Source organism: Pseudomonas mandelii, from assembly GCF_006438925.1.
GTDB classification, from domain to species: domain Bacteria; phylum Pseudomonadota; class Gammaproteobacteria; order Pseudomonadales; family Pseudomonadaceae; genus Aquipseudomonas; species Aquipseudomonas mandelii_C.
Map to the genome: position 1 here is coordinate 645,954 of NZ_RCZA01000001.1, position 21,614 is coordinate 667,567.

21 protein-coding genes are annotated in these 21,614 nt (G+C 58.4%); 11 read left to right on the forward strand and 10 right to left on the reverse strand.

Features of this window, described 5'->3' with window-relative positions; translation table 11 throughout:
• Positions 1–53: 53 nt before the first annotated feature.
• A complete protein-coding gene (gene lpdA, locus EAH74_RS03015; RefSeq protein WP_140675781.1) occupies positions 54–1,454 on the forward strand; it encodes a dihydrolipoyl dehydrogenase in 1,401 nt (466 codons plus the stop codon).
• A 72-nt stretch (positions 1,455–1,526) separates the two neighbouring features.
• Here the strand turns inward: lpdA and EAH74_RS03020 are convergent, their stop codons facing one another.
• A complete protein-coding gene (locus EAH74_RS03020) occupies positions 1,527–2,000 on the reverse strand; it encodes an Lrp/AsnC family transcriptional regulator (protein WP_140675785.1) in 474 nt (157 codons plus the stop codon).
• A 145-nt stretch (positions 2,001–2,145) separates the two neighbouring features.
• Between EAH74_RS03020 and EAH74_RS03025 the strand changes: the two genes are divergently transcribed.
• Positions 2,146–2,775, forward strand: a complete 630-nt coding sequence (locus tag EAH74_RS03025; protein ID WP_140675788.1) for a LysE family translocator — start codon at positions 2,146–2,148, stop codon at positions 2,773–2,775.
• A 3-nt stretch (positions 2,776–2,778) separates the two neighbouring features.
• Here EAH74_RS03025 and EAH74_RS03030 read toward each other — a convergent pair whose 3' ends face one another.
• The 5 genes from EAH74_RS03030 to EAH74_RS03050 all read right to left on the reverse strand — a co-directional run bounded on the left by EAH74_RS03030 (position 2,779) and on the right by EAH74_RS03050 (position 9,878).
• Entirely contained in the window at positions 2,779–4,893 is a 2,115-nt protein-coding gene (locus EAH74_RS03030; RefSeq protein WP_140675791.1) for a hypothetical protein, read from the reverse strand.
• A complete protein-coding gene (locus EAH74_RS03035) occupies positions 4,880–6,073 on the reverse strand; it encodes a DUF3142 domain-containing protein (protein ID WP_140675794.1) in 1,194 nt (397 codons plus the stop codon). Before EAH74_RS03035 ends, EAH74_RS03030 begins: the two co-directional genes overlap by 14 nt.
• A gap of 50 nt (positions 6,074–6,123) precedes the next feature.
• Entirely contained in the window at positions 6,124–8,154 is a 2,031-nt protein-coding gene (locus EAH74_RS03040) for a pyridoxamine 5'-phosphate oxidase family protein (RefSeq protein ID WP_140675797.1), read from the reverse strand.
• Positions 8,155–8,217: 63 nt separating this feature from the next.
• Positions 8,218–8,844: a glutathione S-transferase family protein gene (locus EAH74_RS03045; RefSeq protein ID WP_140675800.1), complete on the reverse strand. Its 627-nt coding sequence runs from the start codon at positions 8,842–8,844 to the stop codon at positions 8,218–8,220.
• 131 nt (positions 8,845–8,975) lie between these two features.
• Complete coding sequence (locus EAH74_RS03050; protein ID WP_140675803.1) at positions 8,976–9,878, reverse strand: LysR family transcriptional regulator; 903 nt, start codon at positions 9,876–9,878, stop codon at positions 8,976–8,978.
• Between the two features lie 426 nt (positions 9,879–10,304).
• On the opposite strand from EAH74_RS03050, the gene EAH74_RS03055 reads away from it, so the two are divergent.
• From EAH74_RS03055 to EAH74_RS03095, 9 genes are all read left to right on the forward strand, one after another.
• Positions 10,305–10,613, forward strand: a complete 309-nt coding sequence (locus EAH74_RS03055) for a BufA1 family periplasmic bufferin-type metallophore (RefSeq protein ID WP_140675806.1) — start codon at positions 10,305–10,307, stop codon at positions 10,611–10,613.
• Positions 10,614–10,639: 26 nt separating this feature from the next.
• Positions 10,640–11,494 carry an MNIO family bufferin maturase gene (bufB, locus tag EAH74_RS03060; RefSeq protein ID WP_140675809.1) on the forward strand — a complete coding sequence of 285 codons (855 nt, stop codon included), beginning with the start codon at positions 10,640–10,642 and terminating at the stop codon, positions 11,492–11,494.
• Complete coding sequence (locus tag EAH74_RS03065) at positions 11,491–12,252, forward strand: DNA-binding domain-containing protein (RefSeq protein ID WP_140675812.1); 762 nt, start codon at positions 11,491–11,493, stop codon at positions 12,250–12,252. The genes bufB (EAH74_RS03060) and EAH74_RS03065 overlap by 4 nt, the downstream gene beginning before the upstream one ends.
• On the forward strand, positions 12,249–12,743 hold the full coding sequence (locus tag EAH74_RS03070) for a DoxX family protein (protein WP_140675815.1): 495 nt from the start codon (positions 12,249–12,251) through the stop codon (positions 12,741–12,743). Before EAH74_RS03065 ends, EAH74_RS03070 begins: the two co-directional genes overlap by 4 nt.
• Positions 12,744–12,937: 194 nt before the next feature.
• The gene (locus tag EAH74_RS03075; protein WP_140675818.1) at positions 12,938–13,546 is read left to right on the forward strand and encodes an RNA polymerase sigma factor; all 609 of its coding nucleotides are present in this window, start codon (positions 12,938–12,940) and stop codon (positions 13,544–13,546) included.
• Positions 13,540–13,773 (forward strand): anti-sigma factor family protein, encoded by a 234-nt coding sequence (locus tag EAH74_RS03080; protein ID WP_140675821.1) that lies wholly within the window; start codon positions 13,540–13,542, stop codon positions 13,771–13,773. Before EAH74_RS03075 ends, EAH74_RS03080 begins: the two co-directional genes overlap by 7 nt.
• A 417-nt stretch (positions 13,774–14,190) precedes the next feature.
• On the forward strand, positions 14,191–14,445 hold the full coding sequence (gene bufA2 / locus EAH74_RS03085; RefSeq protein ID WP_140675825.1) for a BufA2 family periplasmic bufferin-type metallophore: 255 nt from the start codon (positions 14,191–14,193) through the stop codon (positions 14,443–14,445).
• A 64-nt stretch (positions 14,446–14,509) separates the two neighbouring features.
• Positions 14,510–15,355, forward strand: a complete 846-nt coding sequence (bufB, locus tag EAH74_RS03090; protein WP_140675828.1) for an MNIO family bufferin maturase — start codon at positions 14,510–14,512, stop codon at positions 15,353–15,355.
• Positions 15,346–16,134: a DNA-binding domain-containing protein gene (locus EAH74_RS03095; RefSeq protein WP_140675831.1), complete on the forward strand. Its 789-nt coding sequence runs from the start codon at positions 15,346–15,348 to the stop codon at positions 16,132–16,134. The genes bufB (EAH74_RS03090) and EAH74_RS03095 overlap by 10 nt, the downstream gene beginning before the upstream one ends.
• Positions 16,135–16,854: 720 nt before the next feature.
• Here EAH74_RS03095 and glmS read toward each other — a convergent pair.
• The 4 genes from glmS to EAH74_RS03120 all read right to left on the reverse strand — a co-directional run bounded on the left by glmS (position 16,855) and on the right by EAH74_RS03120 (position 21,577).
• Positions 16,855–18,687 (reverse strand): glutamine--fructose-6-phosphate transaminase (isomerizing), encoded by a 1,833-nt coding sequence (gene glmS / locus EAH74_RS03105; RefSeq protein WP_140675834.1) that lies wholly within the window; start codon positions 18,685–18,687, stop codon positions 16,855–16,857.
• Position 18,688: 1 nt separating this feature from the next.
• Positions 18,689–19,465, reverse strand: a complete 777-nt coding sequence (locus EAH74_RS03110) for a DeoR family transcriptional regulator (protein WP_140675837.1) — start codon at positions 19,463–19,465, stop codon at positions 18,689–18,691.
• 202 nt (positions 19,466–19,667) lie between these two features.
• On the reverse strand, positions 19,668–21,035 hold the full coding sequence (gene glmU / locus EAH74_RS03115) for a bifunctional UDP-N-acetylglucosamine diphosphorylase/glucosamine-1-phosphate N-acetyltransferase GlmU (protein ID WP_056738515.1): 1,368 nt from the start codon (positions 21,033–21,035) through the stop codon (positions 19,668–19,670).
• 116 nt (positions 21,036–21,151) lie between these two features.
• Complete coding sequence (locus tag EAH74_RS03120; protein ID WP_008155716.1) at positions 21,152–21,577, reverse strand: F0F1 ATP synthase subunit epsilon; 426 nt, start codon at positions 21,575–21,577, stop codon at positions 21,152–21,154.
• Positions 21,578–21,614 lie beyond the last annotated feature (37 nt).

Genomic DNA, 21,614 nt, shown 5'->3' on the forward strand with positions numbered 1-21,614 from the left:
TATCCAGGAACTACGTTTACCCATTCCGATCCGATTCACTCCAGGAGTACACCATGAGCATCTATGACGTCGTGATTCTGGGCGGAGGCCCCGGTGGTTATAACGCGGCGATCCGCGCCGGTCAGTTGGGCCTCAGAGCGGTTTGCGTAGAAGGACGCGCCACGCTCGGCGGCACCTGCCTGAACGTCGGTTGCATGCCGTCAAAAGCGTTGCTGCACGCCTCCGAACTCTACGACGCCGCCATGGGCGCGGAATTCGCCAACCTGGGGATTGAAGTCAAACCCACACTCAACCTCGCGCAGATGATGAAACAAAAGGATGAAAGCGTTGCAGGATTGACCAAAGGCATCGAGTTTCTGTTTCGCAAAAACAAAGTCCACTGGATCAAGGGCTGGGGCCACATCGACGGGCCCGGCAAAGTGACGGTGACCGACAGCCAGGGCGTCAAGACCGAACTGAACGCCAAGAACATCATCATCGCCACAGGTTCCGAGCCCACTCCCCTGCCCGGTGTGGACATCGACAACAAACGCATCCTCGATTCAACGGGCGCGCTGTCGCTGACTGAAGTGCCCAAGCATCTGGTGGTGATCGGCGCCGGAGTGATCGGTCTGGAGTTGGGCTCGGTGTGGCGCCGTTTGGGCGCTCAAGTGACGGTGATCGAGTTTCTCGACCGGATCTGCCCCGGTGTGGATGGTGAAGCCGGCAAAACCCTGCAACGTTCGTTGAGTAAACAGGGCATCAACTTCAAATTGAGTTGCAAAGTCACCAGCGCCACGACCTCGGCGACCGGCGTTCAACTCAGCGTCGAACCCGCGGCTGGTGGCACCACCGAACTGCTTGAAGCGGATTACGTGCTGGTATCCATCGGGCGCCGGCCTTACACCCACGGCCTGGGGCTGGAAAACGTCGGCCTCGCCACGGATAAACGCGGCATGCTCGCCAACAAGGGCCATCGCACCGAAGCCGCTGGCATTTGGGTGATCGGCGACGTCACGTCCGGGCCGATGCTCGCCCACAAGGCCGAAGACGAGGCCATGGTCTGCATCGAGCAGATTGTCGGCAAGGCGGCCGAGGTCAACTACGACCTGATCCCCAACGTGATCTACACCAAACCCGAACTGGCCAGCGTCGGCAAGACCGAAGAACAACTGAAGGCCGAAGGTCGTGCCTACAAGGTCGGCAAGTTTCCCTTCACCGCCAACAGCCGGGCAAAGATCAATCACGAAACCGAAGGCTTCGCCAAAGTGCTGGCCGATGAGCGCACCGACGAGATTCTCGGCGTACACCTTGTGGGCCCAAGTGTCAGTGAAATGATTGGCGAATACTGTGTGGCCATGGAGTTCAGCGCCTCTGCCGAAGACATTGCCCTGACCTGCCATCCACACCCGACCCGCTCCGAGGCCTTGCGTCAGGCGGCGATGAATGTGGAGGGGATGGCGACGCAGATGTAAGCCTGGAGGTTGGCGGTGGCGGGTCTACCGCTATCGTCGGAATGCCGCCCAGACCAAGCTCGCGATTGGGTCTCAGGCCGGCAAATGTTCCAACGGCAACGCCCCTGGCGTCTTCACCGTATGAATCGCAAAGTTGCTGCGGATGTCGCTCACGCCCGGCAATTTCAGCAAACGCCCCGTGAGGAAACGGTCATAGGCACGCAGGTCCGGCACCACCACTTGCAGCAGAAAATCCGATTCCCCTGACACCAGAAACGCCGAAATCACCTCGGGTAACGCCGTCACGGCCAGGCGAAAGGCTTCGGCTTGCTCATCGTTGTGCCGCTCGACCTTGACCCCGACAAACACCGTCAGCCCAAGCCCTACTTCGTCGCGATCCAGATTGGCCTGGTAACCGCGTATCACCCCGGCTTCTTCAAGCATCCGTACCCGACGCAAACAAGGCGAAGCGGACAGGCCGATCTCGTCAGCCAGTTGCACGTTGCTCAGGCGACCGTCCCGTTGCAGGGCTGCGAGAATCTTGCGGTCATAGGCGTCGAGTTTCATGGTTTGGCAGATCCTGATGGTTCAAATGCAATTCAGTGGCAGGTTATGCCAACCAGAAGCATTTTAGAAGCGAACTACGCAACCACCTGCCCTGCCCTTCAGTCCTAGACTGACCGGACCGAATCGACAACGAATGGGGTGCAACGTGGCAGGACTCTGGGTGTTTTTCATGGCGCTGGCGGTGGTCTATCTGTTGCCGGGCCCGGACATGATCCTGTTGTTGCAGACGGGTGCCCGTCAGGGCAAAGGCGCGGCGCTGGCGACTGCGGTGGGTCTGGGTGTGGCCCGGGGATGCCATGTGGCGTTGGCAGCGTTGGGGTTGGCGGCACTGTTCAAGGCTGCGCCCTGGACGTTCGACGTGGTACGCCTGGCCGGGGCCGCCTATCTACTGTGGATCGGCATTCAATGCCTGCGAACCACCATGCTGCCGAACTTGAACGGAGCAGACTCCACCGCCGAGAAACATCGCTGGCGTGCAGCGATCCAGCGCGGTTTGCTGACCAACCTGCTCAACCCCAAAGCGTTGCTGTTCTGCTCGGTGCTGCTGCCGCAGTTCATCGATCCACAGGCCGGGCCAGTGCTCGCACAATTTGCGACCCTCGGAATAGTGCTGGTCGGTGTCGGTTTGCTGTTCGACAGCGCTTACGCACTGACCGGCGCAGCGCTGGGCCGTTGGCTGCAACGCAGTCCTTCGGCCCAGCGCCTGCAGCAATGGCTGTTTGGCAGCCTGTTGATCGGCTTCGCCGTGCGGCTGACCTTTGTGCAACAGGCTTGAGCCTTACCGCGTTTTACGGCGGCGATTGATCAGCAACAGCGCCGCGGCCGTGACTGCTATCACACCGCCAATCTGCAACGGTGTTTTGTAGGGCCGCAGCTGCGAGCGCGCGGCGTCGGTGACTTGGGTCACATAGCGCTTGTCGGCGCTCTGAAAGTCCGGATCCTGGCATTGGTGACCAAAATCTCCGGCCCAGACCACGTACGGGCCTTCCTCGACATAACGACGGTAGAACGCGCTTTGCTCTTGCAGACTGGAGCCCCACGACGAAGCCTTGCACAGCACCGAAGCAAACGCCTGACTGCTGTGGGGCAGCTGATCAGCGGCCTTGCTCGCCAGCGCCGTGGCGACAAAACGGTAGTGGAAACGCTCATCAGGCTGCGCCACCGTGGCTTGCTGGCGCTGCACTTCACCCTCGGCCATCAGCGGTCCAACCTTGAGCTCGGGCGCTTCCAGACTGTAATTGCCACCGAAGGTGGCGTAATCCGGGGACAGCTCGTAGCCCAACAACTCCATTCCGTCGAAACGCGCCAGCGTCGCTGCATGGTAATAAGCGAGTGCCCGTTTGGTCGGCCACCATTTTGATTCGGCGTCGTGGCGCAACTGCCCATACCACTTGGCCTTGGCCTGGAAGTCGGTGTTATCGAAATAGGCTGGCGCTTCGTCGTACCGCTCTTCGCGCAGCAAGCGCCGCCCGAGCAAATTGCGCAGTTTCGCCGCCACCGGTAACTGCACGTAGTTATCGCGATCCTGCTGAGTCAGAGGGGGCGGTGCCGGCACTTGAGTGTCGACGTATTGCTTGAGCTCATCGACGGTCAACACCCGCTCGGCGACCGTGGCTGCGTCGAACCAGTAAATATCTTTACTGCGATAAAGCTGATCGAACGCTTGCAGGTAATCCCCGCGTTGCAACGCCAGGATCGCGCTTTCCCCTTCAACCCGGCACTTTGGCTGAAGCGTTTCGAAGTCCCAGTCTGGCGTGCGCCGCTCACCCCAGGACTCATTCTGCGGGAAGGCTTGGGCAGCCTTGGCATACGCTGCGGCAGCCGCGTTTTTATCGCCATCGCGCACGGCCAGTTTGGCCCGCAGCCACCACGCCAGTCCGCCGTCACCGGCGTGTTCGAGGAACGCCTTGGCGCTGGTGTAATCACCCTGTTGATAATTTACCGCTGCCAGCCGATCAGCGTTGTCGAGGCTACCGCGGGTGCTGTTTTGCAGCAGTTTGATCAGTTTCAATTCATTTGGCGGTTGATCACCGAATGACCAGCCCAGTCGGCTGATCAACGACGCCGTCACCAGTTGCTGTACCGGTTTGCCCTTGAGCAACACGGCCAGTTGATCGTCAGGCATCGCTGCGAGGTCGGCTACCAACAGTTTCAGCGAGGTGTAACCCACCGCCGAGCCCTGAAGGTTTTGCGTGGCGTAGAGTTCGATGGCGCGATTCCAGTCGCCGGCCGTGCGGGCCACGCGGGCCTCTTCACCAAGACTGGCGACGCCCAGTTCCAGAGGGTCACTGAAGCCGTCGATATTCAGCTGGCGGGTCTGCTCGAAGGCCTTTCGAGACTGAGTCAACAAGTCAGGGCCAGCGTCCGCTTCGGAGCTCATGGCAAACAGCGCCCGACCTAACGAATAAGCAGCCCAGGTGCTGCGCAACGCCCGTTGATCCGCCGGCAATGCCAGCACCTTCTGGAAGTACTCGGCTGCCAGTCCATGATCACCGGCATTGAATGCCACCGCACCAGCCAGATAGAGCGTGAGCTCAGCCGGAAGGCTCGCACCCTGAATCTCGACCTCATGCGCATCGGTCAGGCTGCGTAACTGTTTCACCAGCGTTTGCTGCTCAGCCGTCAAACCGGATTGCTCAGCCTGATCCCGCTGTTCTGCGTAGTCGGGCGCATCCATGTTATAGGCAGTTTCGGTGACATTTTTCAGCCCGGCGACCGCATGTCCGAGGCGACTGATTTCAAATCTGAAGTTGCCTTCCGGCAGCTCCGCCAGCGACTGGCCGCGGTTGTCCAGCAGACGCATCGGAAAATCCGGCCCACAGGCCAGCGCCGAACCCAGCGGCAGGCTGAGGCTCAGGCAAAGCAGATGGCGGGGCCAGTTACGGGTAAACATTCGAACCTCCTTGATCAATATGTGCGCAACGAGCCCAACCAATGGCGCGCTGCCCGCCGGCCGGTATTCGACCCTCGCGCAGGCGGGTGAAGGTAAGCAGATCCGGACGCTGTTGCAATGCATAACCGGCCAGCGCATCAGCACCGTCACAGCCCTGCACCGCGAGTGTCAGGCGTTCGGGCCAGGCGCTGTCGAGGTTGCCCTGATTGCTGAGGCTGATGTCATAGAGGCCTTCTTGCGCAGAGAGTTTCAGCGCCAAGTGACTGTCGAGGGCGTCGCCACGCGCCACGGCGCTCAGGGTCGTCAGACTCCAGGCCCGGCGGTCGCTGGCCAGCGGCAAACGAAACCAGATCAGGCCCGCCAGATGAGCCGGTGGATCGTTGCGCAACTCGGTCCCGAGTCGGCTCAGTTGCTGCGGATCGGCTAGTAATTCCCGGCGTTTGCCGCCCTGTTCGATCGGCACTTCGCTTTCCACTACCGGCGCACCGCCGCCCGGCAACAACGCTACACCGTAGGCCGGCAGCGCCAGATAGAACGGTTTGGAAGTGATGCGGCTCCAGGCCCTGGTCCATTTACCGGCCTGATCCGGGTCGAACAAGCCAAGACGCGGATCGCTCACCGCGTGCACCTGCAACACGCTGCTATCGACTGTGGATAACAGCGTCGGCAACTCGGGACTGTCGAGCCAGGCCGGCAATGCGGTGATGCTCAGTGGAATAGAGGCTGGCAAAACTGCGCGCAGGTGCGTAAGAAATTCGCGGTAGGTCGGTAGCCGAGCATTACCGGCATCGTGGTCGATTTCCACGCCGGAGAGATTCAGCCCCTGCCCTTGCCAATCGCCGAGCACCTGCTGGATCTGCACGATGACTTCGTCCCGATCCAGCGACTTGAGTTGGCCGTCGAGACGAATCACCGCGATCAGCGGCCGACCATCACGGTTGAGCAGCGCCGGATCAATCCGCGCCCGGCTCCAACCTGCCTCGGGGAATGCCTGCAAGGCCAGCACCCGCAGCGTGGAAAAGTCAGCGCGGCTGTCCCTCAACGCCGCTTCATGGGCCGGTGTCCATTGTCGTTGCCAAACGTAGAGTTGCTGATCGAGCGGTGACGCGTCCTGTCGTTCGCAACCGTTGAGCAATGCCACCGCGACAATCAACGCCGACAGACGAGCGAAAAAATACATACCGAATCTGATCCCTTATCGCAGCGGCCAGAAGCTGCGTTCGGCAGATGCTACAGGTCGAGGACCAACGGCTGCGACCCCTGCGCCGGAATCGCACAACAAATCAGCACTTGTCCGTCGTCCGGCACGTCGGCCGGCGGCTGTGGATAATTCACCTGGCCGCTGATCAGGCGAGTCTTGCAGGTCCCGCAGGAACCACCGCGGCAACTGAATTCCGGGCGCAATCCACGGCTTTCCGCCAACTCCAGCAAACTGCCACCGTCCGGTTGCCAGCGGGCCTCTTTAGCCGAGCGCTGAAACACCACCGGCACGGAGGTGGTAGCAGCGGGTGGTTGCTCGATGACCACTGCGTCGCGATCCGGTACCCGGCGCAAGGTCGAGGGGCCGAAGGTTTCGGCGTGAATCCTTGCATCACGGATGTCCAGTTCCCGCAGGCTGTCGTACAGCCCTTGGGTAAAACTGCCTGGACCGCAGAGGACGAAATCCAGCTGATCGTAGTCCTCCACTTCAAGAATGGTTTTGAGCAACGCTGTGTCGATCCGCCCGTTCAGGTCGAAATCCTCACCCTCCAAGGCCCCGGCTTCCGGCTGACTCACCAGACGCAATACCCTGACCGCATCGCCCGCGCCATCAAGCAAGCGATCCAGCTCAGGACGAAACGCTTGATCGGCCAACGTCCGCGAACTCTGGAAAAACCAGGTCGGCCGGATGCGGCGGGTGCGCAGGCCTTGATAAACCACCTCGCGCAGCATCGACAGCAGCGGCGTGATGCCGACACCGGCAGCCAACAACACCAGTGGCCGACGTTCATTAGGTGCTACGGTGAAATGCCCTTGAGGCGCACGGGCCTCCAACAGATCACCCACGCGCACCTGTTCATGCAGGTACGAAGACACCAAGCCTTCACGCTTCACGCTGATGCGGAAAAAATCATCGGACGGCGCGCTCGACAGGCTGTAAGTGCGGATGTGCACCTCGCCGGCAATATTGAACCGCAGGGGCAAATGCTGCCCGGCCTGAAACACTGGCAACCCCGCCCCATCGGCAGGCTCCAGATAGATAGAGCGGATGTTGTGGCTTTCCTCTTTGATGCGCGCCACCCGCAGAAGCCGCCAACTATCGCCCAAGGCCTGGGCTTGCAGACGGGCGTTGGCCTGCACCCAGGTGCCGGTGAGCAAACTGGTGGGGGACACGCCGTCGAAGCGCCACCGCAGAGCAAGCGCGGCGGGCCGACGCACCACGCTTTCCACCTCGAATGTCCACAAGCGCTCGGCCCCTTGAAATGCCTCGACCTGTGGGCCTTCAAGAATGACTTCGGCGCGACCGCTGAGGTGCAGCAGGTCTCCCGAATTGAAATCGATAAACAGCAAACCGGCTCGGGGATTGAGCAGCAGGTTGCCCAAGGTGTTGAAAAACAGATTGCCGGCGAAATCGGGAATGGTCAGGCGATTGCCTTCTACCTGTACGAAACCGGCCTGGCCGCCGCGGTGAGAAACATCCACCGAGCGTTGGCCATCAACGTCCACGTAACTGGCGACAAAGAACGTATCGGCTCCCGCGATCAGGGTTTTGGCCGCTTCATCCAGCCCGTTGAGGTGTTGCGCGATGCGAGTCGACGGATCCGCCAACGGCACTGAGCGAAACTGCCGCAATTGGATGTATTGCGGGCAATTGCCGAAGGACTGCTCCACCGTCACATCGAAGCCGCTTGCCGTCATCGCGCCGACTCGGCCGTTGAGACGATTGCGGCGACGGGTGTGCAGTTCGATCCCCAGCAGGCCGATGGCCGCACCCTCCGTCAATTGAGCCGGATCGTCGGCGCCCGGCAGGCTGCAAAATTGCAGTGCGCCCGGCTCGGGCGAGTGAGCGAAACCCGGTGGCCCTTCAAGAATACTGGTCCAAGGATTTCCGTCGGCATCCACCGCGCCGTACAGCATGAATGGCAATTGCTCATAGAACGTGCGGTGCTGATCCGGCATCTCGCGGCGAATCACCTTACGACCGAGCACCTCCATTCGTTCGGCAATGCCCACATGAGCCTGCAATTGTTTCTCTCCAGCGTGCCAGGGTGAACGGTCCACAACGACTTCTCCCCTGCGCCATTGGCGCAGTGTGAACGACCCGACAGTGTCGGGCCGTAAGCATCAGGCAGTTTTTTGCAGACCGGCAACGGTGCGCGGCATGCCGACAAACCCTGGCAAGGCTTCGATCCGCGCCAGCCAGGCGCGGATGTTGGCGTAGTCCTCCAGCGACACGTTTCCTTCCGGTGCGTGGGCGATGTAGCTGTAGGCCGAAACGTCGGCAATGGTTGGCTCGGTGCCAGCCAGATAAGGCGTTGCAGCCAGTTCCTGATCGATGACCTTGAGCACAACGTGCGAATAAGCGATCACCTCTTCAGCGTTGTAAGGCGCACCAAACACCGTGATCAGCCTTGCTCTGGCGGGGCCAAAGGCAATCGGCCCAGCGGCAACGGACAACCAACGCTGAACCTTGGCCGCACCGACCGGATCGGCTGGCAGCCAGCGGCCATTGCCATATTTCTGTGCCAGGTAGACCAGGATCGCATTGGAGTCAGCCAACACCACACCTTGATCATCAAGGACCGGAACCTGACCAAATGAGTTGAGTGCAAGGAAGTCCGGCTGTTTGTGCGCGCCCTTGGCCAGGTCGACAAATATCAGCTCGGTCGGCAGTTGCAGCAGGGACAGCATCAGTTCTACACGGTGAGCGTGGCCGGAACGTGGGAAGTTGTAGAGTTTGATCGCTTGCATGGTCGACTCCGCTGGCTGGTGGCGCTGTTGAACAGAGATCAGCACCGATGGGGCGCTATCTTCCACCCGCAACCAAAACAACAGAATAACCAGCCAACGCAATCCATTATTTCACCATGTGAAATAAACCATCACGCCTGCAAGGACGGATGCTCACGCAGCGCGCTCACCGCAAAATCCACAAAACTGCGAATCCGCGCAGGGGCCTTGCGCCCGCCCTGATAGACCACATGGATAGGCAATGGCGGTAGTTCGAAGTCAGCCAGAACGATTTCCAGCTCACCGGAGGCGACTTTACTCGCGACCTGATAAGACAGAACCCGGGTCAACCCCAAACCCAGGCATGCCGCCGTAATGGCCGCCTGATTGGCCGTCACCACCAGGCGCGGCGCTGGTCGAACACTCAGCGGCTCTCCCCCTTCGAGGAACGGCCAGGTTTTCGACTGACCGATAGAGGACGTCGCAATAACCGGCGCCTGAGCCAGATCCTGAGGATGTCGAGGTCGACCATGGGCCGTCAGGAATTCCCGCGAGCCGCAAATCACCCGCCGAACCTCCCCCACGCGAATCGCGTGCTGATTACTGTCGGGCAACTCACCGATCCGCACGGCGACATCGATGCCCTCCTCGACCATGCTGACCACTCGATCGACCAGCAACCCATTGATGCTGACCTCAGGAAATTGCCTCAGATAATTCACCATCACTGGCGTGACAAACAACTCACCAAACAACACCGGCGCAGTAATCGTCAATTGCCCACGCGGTTGGGTGTGGCTGCCCGCCGCCGAGTCCTCGGCTTCCTGCACCTCGGCGAGAATCCTCCGACAGTCTTCCAGGTAACGCTGACCCGCCTCGCTCAAATGCACACTGCGGGTGGTTCGCGTCAGCAGCAACGTGCCGATGCGTTTCTCCAGCGCTGCCACTGCGCGAGTCACGCTGGCGGCCGATAGGCCCAAACGCCGCGCCGCCGCCGAGAAGCCTTGGTCTTGGGCGACGGCAGCGAAGACCTGCATTTCCTGGAATCGGTCCATGGGCGTGTCCTCAATTCAGATAAAAAAATCGCAACCGTAGGCTGCGATTTTTAATGATGTTTTGATCTTAAAGAATAAAAACTGTCGCGCCCAGTGCCGGAAATTCGAGGCCTGAGCGCATGCTTGCGGGAAATCTAAAAACTGTCGCAACCCTCAATAAAGGAAAATAGAAGGATGTTCCAAGTAATAAAAACTGTCGCAATCACAGGAAGTTTGCCAGCCATCCTCTAAACGAAAGCATCGCTGGGCAAAAAGGGCTTAAGGGCGGTAAGTGAATGGTGGCGATTCATAGGCTTTGCACTGACACTAAATAATACGCATCAGTAAATTTTCGTTGTGGGCTGTAACGCATCGCGATGACCTCTCTCTAGTGGGGTAAGCCAGCACAAACGCGGCTTACCAAAACTCAAACCACGGAGAAACATCATGACTGCTACTACCCGCACCCTGTCCGCCACCGCCCTGGTTCTGGCCCTTGGTTCTGCGCTGAGCATGGCCGCTGTCTCCACCGTCCAGGCCGCCGACAACAGCAACATGGAAAAATGTTTCGGCGTGGCCATGAAAGGTCATAACGATTGCGCGGCTGGCGCTGGCACCACGTGCGCGGGCACCGCGAAGACCGACTACCAGCCAAACGCCTGGAAACTGGTTCCCAAAGGCACCTGCGCCACCGCCGAAAGCAAAACCTCGCCGACCGGTTTCGGTCAGATGGAAGCCTTCAAAGCCAAAGCGTGATCCGTCTCCCAGCCTGAGTGTCGAACATGAACCATTCACCGTTCGGGCTCCCGCCCCGCGCCGGACTGGGGCTCAAGACCGGGCACTTCCGTGAAGTGCTCGGTTCACAACCGGACATCGGTTTCTTCGAAGTCCACGCCGAAAACTACATGGTGGCCGGCGGCCCTTTTCATCACTATCTGGGGCTGATCCGCGAGCAGTATCCGCTGTCGTTGCATGGGGTTGGCCTGTCCATCGGTGCCGAAGGTCCGCTGGACATTCGCCACCTGCAACGCCTCGCCGAGCTGATCGAGCGCTATCAACCCCACTCCTTTTCCGAACACCTGGCCTGGTCCAGCCATGGCTCGGTATTCCTCAATGACCTGCTGCCACTGGCTTACGACAACACAACGCTGAACCGCGTCTGCGAACACATCGATCAGGTGCAAACCACGCTCAAGCGCCCAATGCTGCTGGAGAACCCGGCGACGTACCTGGCGTTCAAGCGTTCGACGATCGATGAGGCCGATTTTATCAGCGAAGTCATTCGCCGCACCGGTTGCGGGTTGTTGCTGGACGTGAATAACGTCTATGTGTCGAGCATCAATCATCAACGCGATCCTCTGGCCTACATCGACGCCCTGCCCCTTCACGCCGTCGGCGAGATTCATCTGGCCGGATTTGCCGAAGACACCGACAGCCTCGGCGACCTTCTGCTGATTGACGATCACGGCGCGCCCATCGACAACGCCGTGTGGGCGCTGTACGTGCAAGTGCTGGAGCGCGTCGGCCCGATGGCGACGCTGATCGAACGCGACAACCACTTGCCGGCCTTCAGCGTTTTGCATGCGGAAGCGCGCCAGGCCGATGAGATTTTGCTATGCGCCGAGGTCAGGCCATGAACAATCATGCCGAATTCGCCGCCGCCCTGCTCGATCCGCAACGGCACTGCCCCGATGGATTATTCAGCCCAAATGGCGCCGATCCGGCCAGCCGTTTTGCGGTGTATCGCAACAATGTGCAAGGCTCGCTGATCAACGCGCTGGCAGACAGTTACCCCGTGGTCGTGCAATTGGTTGGCGAGGAATTCTTCCGCGCCATGGCCGGTCTTTTTGTACAAAGCACCCCACCCCAGAACCCTTTGATGAATGGCTACGGCCAAGATCTCGCCGCCTTCATCGAAGGCTTTGCGCCCGTCGCCAGCGTGCCTTATCTGGCCGACGTCGCCCGGTTGGAGCGCCTGCGAATCATGGCCTATCACGCCGCCGATGCGCAGCCATTGAATCACGAACAGATCGCCGCAGCGCTCGCCGACCAGCAAGCCCTGAGCGAGCTCACCGTCGAACTTCATCCCTCCCTCAATCTGTTGAATTCAACCTTCGCCGTGGTCGCGATCTGGGCTGCCCATCAACAGGAAGCGACGCTGGCGGGGATTGATCTGAACCAGGGACAGCACGCGCTGGTACTGCGCAATGGCCTGGACGTTGAAGTATTCGCCATTGATGAGGGGGTCAGTGCATTCATCCAGAACCTGCAAAAGGGCGAGTCACTGATGCAGGCGCTGGAAGCCGCCCCCGCCTTCGATCTCAGCCAAACCCTGGCGCTGCTGATCAGCCGCAACGCCATCACTCACTTGCTTAACAACAAGGTATCGCCATGAACATCCGGACCGAATCACTGAACCCCATCGCCCGCGCCATCGTGCGGCTGGAGATGATCCCCCATAGCCTGATCGCCTTTATCGCGCGTTTTTCCATCGCCGCAGTGTTCTGGAAGTCCGGGCAAACCAAGGTCGAAGGCCTGGCCATCGACCTGTTCGACGGCTCCTTCCAGCTTGGCGTGCCGCATCTGGCGGACTCGACCATTCCGTTATTCCAGGGCGAGTACCACGTGCCGTTGCTGTCCCCGGAACTGGCAGCGCACCTGGCAGCGTTCGCCGAGCATTTCTTCCCGATGCTGATCCTGATCGGCTTCGCCACGCGGTTTTCTGCGCTGGCCTTGCTGGGCATGACCCTGACCATTCAACTGTTCGTGTACCCGGATGCCTACCCGACTCATGGCACTTGGGCGGCGGTGTTGCTGTATCTGATGGCGACCGGGCCGGGCAAGTTGTCGATCGATCACCTGATCGCCCGTCGTTACGCCCACTAAGTAATTGTCAATGAAGAATGCGTCCACGAAATTGTCCGGGTCTCAAGACTGGCTGAGTATTTTTGGGACTGTTCCTAAAGTGAAGAGTTGGTGTCAGTGGTAACATTCTGGCTCCTTGCTCCATCCCTCTGATGGTATTTCTTTGCCCAATATTTTGAAGATGATTGATGCCGCTCCGATGGAGCGCCATACCTATGAATGACGACGCGAAACTGGTCAAGCGCTTACTAACGGGCGAAAGTCAGGCTTACGGGGAACTCGTCGCTACTTATCAAAGCGCCATGAGGGCAGTGGCCTACGCTATCGTGGGCGCGAGAAGTTGCGATGATGTGGTGCAGGATGCCTGGCTGTCAGTGGTGCGTAATCTGGCAGGTTTCCAGGGCCGTTCGAGCCTTAAAACCTGGCTGCTGACCATCACTGCCAACTCGGCCAAGAGCCGCTACAAGCAGAACCGACGGGAAGTGTTACTCGATGATTTGCCGTCGCCTCATGGCACTATCGGCGATGATCGTTTTTCGCCTGACGATGGTCACTGGCTGCTGGCGCCATTCGCCTGGCATCAAGACACGCCCGAAGCCCTGCTGACCGAAAACGAGTTGCGTCTATGCCTGGAGCACACGTTGCAGTGCTTGCCGGACTTGCAAAGCGGCGTGTTGCTACTGCGAGAGCGTCAAGGGTTGGAGCTGGAAGATATCTGTATTCTTCTAGACGTTTCGCTCTCTAACGTTCGTGTACTGCTGCACAGGGCACGGTTGAAAGTCTTTGCGACCCTGGAACATTTTGAGGAAACCGGTGAATGCTGACTTGTAAAGAACAAGTAGCGCAGTCAAGTGACTATCTCGATGGGCAGCTAAGCTTTCGGGAGACATTGATGATGCGTCATCATTTGATGTTTTGTCCCAATTGCCGACGATTCAATCGACAGATGCGTCTGATGCAAGCAACACTGCGTGACCTGCCGGAGGATGCAGTGCCAGACGTCGATACACTTGCCGAACGCCTAGCTGCCGAACGTCGCAAGGAACTGTAAAAACAGACTTTAGGCAAATTTTGATCCTACTGCTTTCCTTGGAACTTCTCATCTGAGCCCTCAGACGCCACTGACTCAGACAGACCGACATGGCTTGCGAAGTACCGAATTGAGTTCAAACAAAAAAACCCGCAGTGGCGGGGTAAAAGTAATGCCGCTCATATTACCTGGAGCGAAAACAAGACCGATCCCCATACAAAAAACACGGAACACCTCATCCTTGAGGCGGCTCAACGTTCACTCATTGCGATAAGCAAGTCTTTGGGATTTGTCTCAAAGGCTGACGAACAAAGCGCCAGTAAAGCGGGACTTTTTTTTAAACCTCTGTAACACCGTCAGGGGTAGTGCTCTCTAGTGCTGTGTCGGGACTGACAAACCGTCCAGCCGACACCCCTGACGATTACCGAGGATATAAAAATGAACTTCAAAAACGCTACCGCCGGTGCTGCTCTCGCCTTCGCTGCTGCGACCCTGTTTGCCGGTGTAGCCACTCAAGCCCAAGCCGCTGACGCTGCTCAGGTTCACTGCTACGGCGTGACTTCTTGCAAAGGCATGAACGATTGCAAGACTGCTGAAAACGCCTGCAAGGGCCAGGGTGTTTGCAAAGGTCACGGCTTCAAGGCAATGACGCAGACCGAATGCATGAAAGCAGGTGGCAAGGTCGGCGAGTAATCGACCACTGCATGCCGCCGCAGTGGTTTGCGCCACTGCGGCCACTTTGCGAGGAGTCCGCAAAATGTCTGCATCCCTTCCTTGTCTGGGCTACGGCCTGGGCTTGCGCAGTGCTTACTACCAACAGATTCTCGAGCAGTCGCCCCCCGTTGACTGGTTCGAAGTCACCTCCGAAAATTTTATGGTTCAGGGCGGGAAAGCCTTGTATTACCTCGGCGCCATTGCCGAGCGTTATCCGGTGGTGATGCATGGCGTGTCCTTGTCCGTCGGCGGGCCTCATGCCCTCGATCCAGACTATCTGAACCAACTCAAATTATTGGCTGAACGAGTGAGACCCGCGTGGATCTCCGATCACCTGTGCTGGAGCCGCGGCAACGCCCATCAGCTTCATGATCTGCTACCGTTGCCTTACACCGAAGAAAGCCTTTATTACGTGGCTGGCCGAGTGCGTCAGGTTCAGGACGTTTTGCAGCGACCGCTGGTGCTGGAGAATGTCTCCAGTTATGTGCGCAGCGCCGGCGACGACTTCAGCGAGTGGGAATTTCTTGAAGCCCTCAGTCGGGAGAGCGGTTGCGAGCTGTTGCTGGACGTCAACAATGTCTATGTCAGCTCGCGCAATCACGGCTTCGATCCGTGGACGTTCATCCAAGGCTTGCCGGCGAACAAGATTCGCCAACTGCACCTGGCAGGGCACAGCGATTACGGCCATTACGTGATCGACACCCATGATCAGCCCGTGAGTGATCCGGTCTGGGCACTCTATCAAAAAACCCTTGAACACCTCGGCCCGGTCGCCACGCTTCTGGAACGCGATGACCACCTCCCGCCTTTTGCAGAGCTGCTGACCGAATTGCAAAAGGCCCGGGAGCTAGGCGAAAGCGTGCTGGGCCGGAGACTGAAATGCGCCTGAACGATTGGCAACTGGCCTTTGAAGACTATCTGTCAGGGGAGCGGGCAATAGCCGATCCCAAGCTGGGAGCAAGCTTGATCGGCAGTCCGACACTTGACGTAAATACAGGCTTGGCGATCTATCACAACGCCTATCAGGCGCGGCTTCAGGAAGTGTTGCGTGGCGACTATCCGGTAATCTGGCATTGGTTGGGCGACGATGAATTCGCACAGCTCGCCGTGGCTTACATTCGCCAGTCACCCTCAGCGCATTTCAGTTTGAGGTGGCTGGGCAAAGGTTTTGAAATGTTCCTCCGCCAGCATCTGGTGCCTGAACAAAGTGCTGCACTCGCCGAATTAGCCGCGTTTGAATGGGCTTTCACCCTGGCGTTCGACGCACCTGAATCCCGACCGCTGACGATGCAAGACATGGCCGCTTTGCCACCGCAGGACTGGCCGATGCTGCGAGTCTGTCCCGGCACCACCGTGCAGTGGTTGGAATGTACTTTCAACAGCGTCGCACTGTGGCGGGCAGTGAAGGATGAAACCGCGTTTCCCGGGAGCACAGCATTGGAAGCACACCAGGTAGTCGTCATCTGGCGCAGCGAACTGGTTTGTCACTACCGCAGTCTCGAATCTGCCGAGGCAACTGCTCTAAAAGGTATGTTTCAGCTCGGCTGGAGTTTTGCTGAACTGTGTTCCGAACTAGCAGTCATCTTTGGTGAGAACGCACCACTTCAAGCTGTTACATGGCTGAAACAGTGGATTCATGACGGTTGGTTAGAACGTTGCGACTCGTAGAGAGATTACTGAATAGATATCCTCATACCTGACGGAAGCCATAGCGCAGTCAAGGTCATCGCTACCATCATCTCAGGGAAATGCGCGCTATGAGCATCGTAAGTGGAAACGGTGTCCTGTCTTTTAGGGTGGCTCGTTCACGGCTGTTTGGTGCCTGGATAAACGGGATAGCGAATATTCAAAGCATGGGCAATCGACTGAACCGCAGATTGCGGAAGGATGGGAAATTGCTCACGTATGTCCAACACATCTGGGGAAACTCGGCTACGAGCAAATACCCGTATTCAAGATCAGACAGCAGGTGATGGAGCCGATCAACCTTTACTCCATGCACCTTGCGCAAACGGCCATGACGGAACGTCTTGCACGCGTAGCCATGGCAAATAAAGCCCCTGACTTCCTTGTCCAAAGCCTTTTTCGATATGCCGATCGATATCGGACTGCGTCTTAAAGCTACGACCACGCAAGCCAACCTCCCATGCCTTCTGCGGCCTCCACATATACTCGAAAATGGAATGTGCACAAAAAGTCACAGGAAATTATCAGTCCTGTGAATAAGTCTGATCACCAGTACCAGATTAAACCTTCAGCAAGACCACTATCCATAATCGGACATCTGTGGAGGGCATAAAAAAGAAAAAGCCCCTGAAATCAGGGGCTTTTGGCATTTTGTAAAAATCTATTGTCTGAAACCACCAGTTTCCATCAGCTGTGGATAACTTATTCCACCGTCACCGACTTCGCCAGATTTCGCGGCTGGTCAACGTCAGTGCCCTTCAACACGGCAACGTAATACGAGAGCAACTGCAGCGGAATGGTGTAGAGGATCGGCGACAGGATGTCGTGAATGTGCGGCATTTGCACAACATGAGTGCCTTCGCCATTGGTCATGCCAGCTTGTTCGTCTGCGAAGACGATCAGCTCGCCGCCACGGGCGCGGACTTCCTGGAGGTTGGATTTCAACTTCTCCAGCAGCTCGTTGTTCGGTGCCACGGTGACCACCGGCATGTCGTTATCCACAAGCGCCAATGGACCGTGTTTCAGCTCGCCAGCCGGATAGGCTTCGGCGTGGATGTAGGAGATTTCCTTGAGCTTGAGAGCCCCTTCCATCGCCACCGGAAATTGCGCGCCACGACCGAGGAACAGGGTGTGGTTTTTCTCGGCGAACAGCTCAGCGATTTTTTCGACGGTGCCGTCCATGGCCAGGGCTTCGCCGAGGCGAGTTGGCAAGCGACGCAGCTCTTCAACCAATGTGGCTTCGACGCCTTTGGCCAACGTGCCGTGAACCTGGCCTAGGGACAAGGTCAGCAACAACAGGCCTACCAATTGAGTGGTGAAGGCTTTGGTCGAGGCCACGCCGATTTCGCGACCGGCCTGGGTCAGCAGAGTCAGATCGGACTCACGCACCAATGAGCTGATGCCGACGTTGCAAATCGCCAGGCTGGCGAGGTAACCCAGCTCTTTGGCGTTGCGCAGGGCAGCCAGGGTGTCGGCGGTTTCGCCGGACTGGGAGATGGTCACGAATAGCGTGTCGGCCTGCACCACCACCTTGCGGTAGCGGAATTCGCTGGCGACTTCGACCTGGCACGGGACACCGGCCAGTTCTTCGAGCCAGTAACGGGCAACCATGCCGGCGTGGTAACTGGTGCCGCACGCGACGATCTGTACGTTACGCACTTTGGCGAACAGCTCGGCAGCCTGTGGACCGAACGCTTGCACCAGCACTTGATTCTGGCTAATGCGCCCTTCCAGGGTGCGCTGCACCACAGCGGGTTGCTCGTGAATTTCCTTGAGCATGAAGTGGCGGAATTTGCCCTTGTCAGCGGCTTCAGCGCCATCGCGATATTGCACCGACTCACGTTCGACCACTTGACCGCTCAGGTCCCAAATCTGCACGCTATCGCAGCGAATTTCGGCGATATCGCCTTCTTCGAGGTACATGAAACGGTCAGTGACCTGGCGCAGGGCCAGCTGATCGGAAGCCAGGAAGTTTTCACCCATACCCAGACCGATGACCAGCGGGCTGCCGCTGCGGGCCGCAATCAAACGATCCGGTTGTTGAGCGCTGATCACCGCCAGACCGTAAGCACCGTGCAGCTCTTTGACAGTAGCCTTCAGGGCCACAGTCAGATCAGGCAGATCCTTGAGTTTGTGGTTCAACAGGTGAGCAATGACTTCGGTGTCGGTGTCCGAGGTGAACACGTAACCTAAAGTTTTCAGTTGCTCGCGCAGGGCTTCGTGGTTCTCGATGATGCCGTTGTGCACCACCGCCAAATCACCGGAGAAATGCGGGTGAGCGTTGCGCTCGCACGGCGCACCGTGAGTGGCCCAGCGGGTGTGGGCGATACCCAGGCGGCCGACCAGCGGTTCTTCGGCCAGCGCCAGTTCCAATTCACTGACCTTGCCCGGACGTCGCAGACGCTCAAGCTTTTGGTCATTGGTGTAGACCGCTACACCGGCACTGTCATAGCCACGGTATTCCAGGCGTTTGAGGCCTTCGAGCAGGATGGCGGTGATATTACGTTCTGCGATTGCGCCGACAATTCCACACATGCTATTTCTCCTGACTGACAGCCGCGAGGATCAAGTTGATTCCGCGGGCCTGAATCTGATCCCGTGCCTCAAGCGGCAGGCGATCATCGGTAATAAGGGTATGGACGCTGCTCCAGGGCAGCTCCAGGTTGGGAATCTTGCGGCCGATCTTGTCGGCCTCCACCATGACAACCACTTCCCGGGCGACTTCAGCCATGACTCGGCTCAGCCCCAGCAGTTCGTTGAAGGTGGTGGTACCGCGAACCAGGTCGATGCCATCGGCACCGATGAACAACTGGTCGAAATCGTAAGAGCGCAGGACCTGCTCGGCCACCTGCCCCTGAAAGGACTCTGAATGCGGGTCCCAGGTGCCGCCGGTCATCAACAGTACCGGCTCATGCTCAAGTTCGCTCAAGGCATTGGCGACATGCAGGGAGTTGGTCATCACGACCAGGCCCGGCTGCTGGCCGATTTCCGGAATCATCGCCGCCGTAGTGCTGCCGCTGTCGATGATGATCCGCGCATGCTCGCGAATCCGCGCAACGGCGGCGCGAGCAATAGCCTGTTTGTATTTGGACACCGGCTGACCAAGGTCGGCCACCAGCTCTTGAGGCAGGGTAATCGCTCCGCCATAACGGCGTAGCAGCAAACCATTGGTCTCAAGCGCAGCGAGATCCTTGCGGACCGTAACTTCTGACGTTTCGAAGCGCTTGGCCAGCTCATCCACACTGACTTCGCCCTGCTCATTGAGCAGGGCGAGGATGTTGTGACGGCGTTGAGGTGTATTGCGCTTCGACATGGCTTGGTAAGTTTCGATTCGAAAGATAACGGAAGCAATCAAAACCTATTGGCGAAACTTCGTCAAGCGTGGGGCGATAAAACGACCTGTGGATAACTGAAAAAAGATCGCAGCCTGCGGCAGCTCACAAATGGGTTTTCTTTTCACCCTGTAGGAGCTGCCGCAGGCTGCGATCTTTTGCTCTTCAAGAGCTGTGGATAACTCAGCTCTTCTTGATTTTCTCAGGCCGCTTCCAGCCATCGATATTCTTCTGCCGCGCACGGCCCACGGCCAACTGCGCGTTATCCACATTCTGCGTAATGGTCGAACCAGCAGCAGTAGTTGCACCGGAAGAGATATCCACAGGCGCAACCAACGAGTTGTTGGAACCGATGAACACATCTTCACCCAGCACTGTTTTCCACTTATTGGCGCCATCGTAGTTGCAGGTAATGGTGCCCGCGCCGATGTTGGTACGCGCGCCGATCTCGGCATCACCCAGGTAGGTCAAATGACCGGCCTTGGCGCCCTCGCCAAGATGAGCGTTTTTCAACTCAACAAAGTTACCCACATGGGCGCGTGCTTCGAGCACTGTGCCCGGACGTAAACGTGCGAACGGGCCGGCATCGCTACCTTCGCCGAGAATCGCGCCTTCGATGTGGCTGTTGGCCTTGATCACCACGCCTTTACGCAGAGTGCTGTCCTTGATCACGCAGTTCGGGCCAATCACCACGTCGTCCTCGATAACGACCTTGCCTTCGAGGATCACGTTGATGTCGATCAGCACGTCGCGGCCGACGGTGATTTCACCGCGCACATCGAAACGAGCCGGATCACGCAGGGTCACGCCTTGAGCCATCAAACGACGACCGGCGCGCAGCTGATAGTGACGCTCAAGCTCGGAAAGCTGCTTGCGGTCGTTAGCACCCTGCACTTCCATGGCGTCATGCGGTTGCTCGGTGGCCACCACCAGACCGTCGCTGACCGCCATCGCGATCACGTCAGTCAGGTAATACTCGCCCTGGGCGTTGTTGTTCGATAGACGGCTCATCCAGCCAGCCAATTGCGCGAACGGCAGCGCCAGAATACCGGTGTTGCCTTCAGTGATCGCTCGTTCGGCTTCGTTGGCGTCTTTCTGCTCGACGATGGCTGTTACCTTGCCGTCGGCGTTTCGGACGATGCGGCCATAGCCGGTCGGGTCGTCCAGTTCTACTGTCAACAAACCCAGTTGCTGCGGCGCTACTTGCTTGAGCAGACGCTGCAGGGTCTCGACTTCGATCAATGGCACGTCACCATAAAGAATCAGGACGGTGTCGGACTCAATAAAAGGCACCGCTTGAGCAACGGCGTGGCCAGTTCCAAGCTGTTTGTCCTGCAGGACGAAATTCAGATCATCAGCCGCCAGACGCTCGCGCACCGCATCGGCACCATGGCCTATCACTACGTGGATGCGCTGTGGATCAAGTTGCCGGGCGCTGTGGATAACATGGCCGAGCATTGAGTTACCGGCAATCGGATGCAGAACTTTCGGCAGTGCCGAACGCATGCGAGTGCCTTGACCAGCAGCGAGGATAACGATTTCTAAAGACATGACTGGCTACCAATCCTGGGTGGTCAGCGGCTGCGACCAGGTTTTGAATATATAAAAAGAAAAAAGGGTAGCCGAGGCTACCCTTTTTAATCAATCGCACAACAAGCGGCGGCCTATTAGTGGCCGAACTTCTTGCGGATCTGCTGGACGGTGCGCAGCTGAGCTGCGGCCTCGGCCAGACGTGCGGCAGCAGAACCGTAATCGAATTCTGCACCACGGTCATGCAAGGCCTTCTCGGCAGCCTTAACGGCTTCCTGAGCGGAGGCTTCGTCCAGGTCGGCAGCACGTTGCACAGTGTCGGCAAGTACCTTGACCATGTTCGGCTGAACCTCGAGGAAACCGCCAGAGATGTAATACACCTCCTCTTCCCCGCCCTGCTTGATCAGGCGGATCGGGCCCGGCTTGAGATTAGTGATCAGCGGCGCGTGACCCAGGGCGATACCAAGATCACCCAGTGCACCGTGCGCAACCACCATCTCGACCAGGCCGGAGAAGATTTCCCCTTCCGCGCTGACGATATCGCAATGGACTGTCATAGCCATCTGATTGCCTCAACCTAAATTAGCGCCCGTTGCCGGG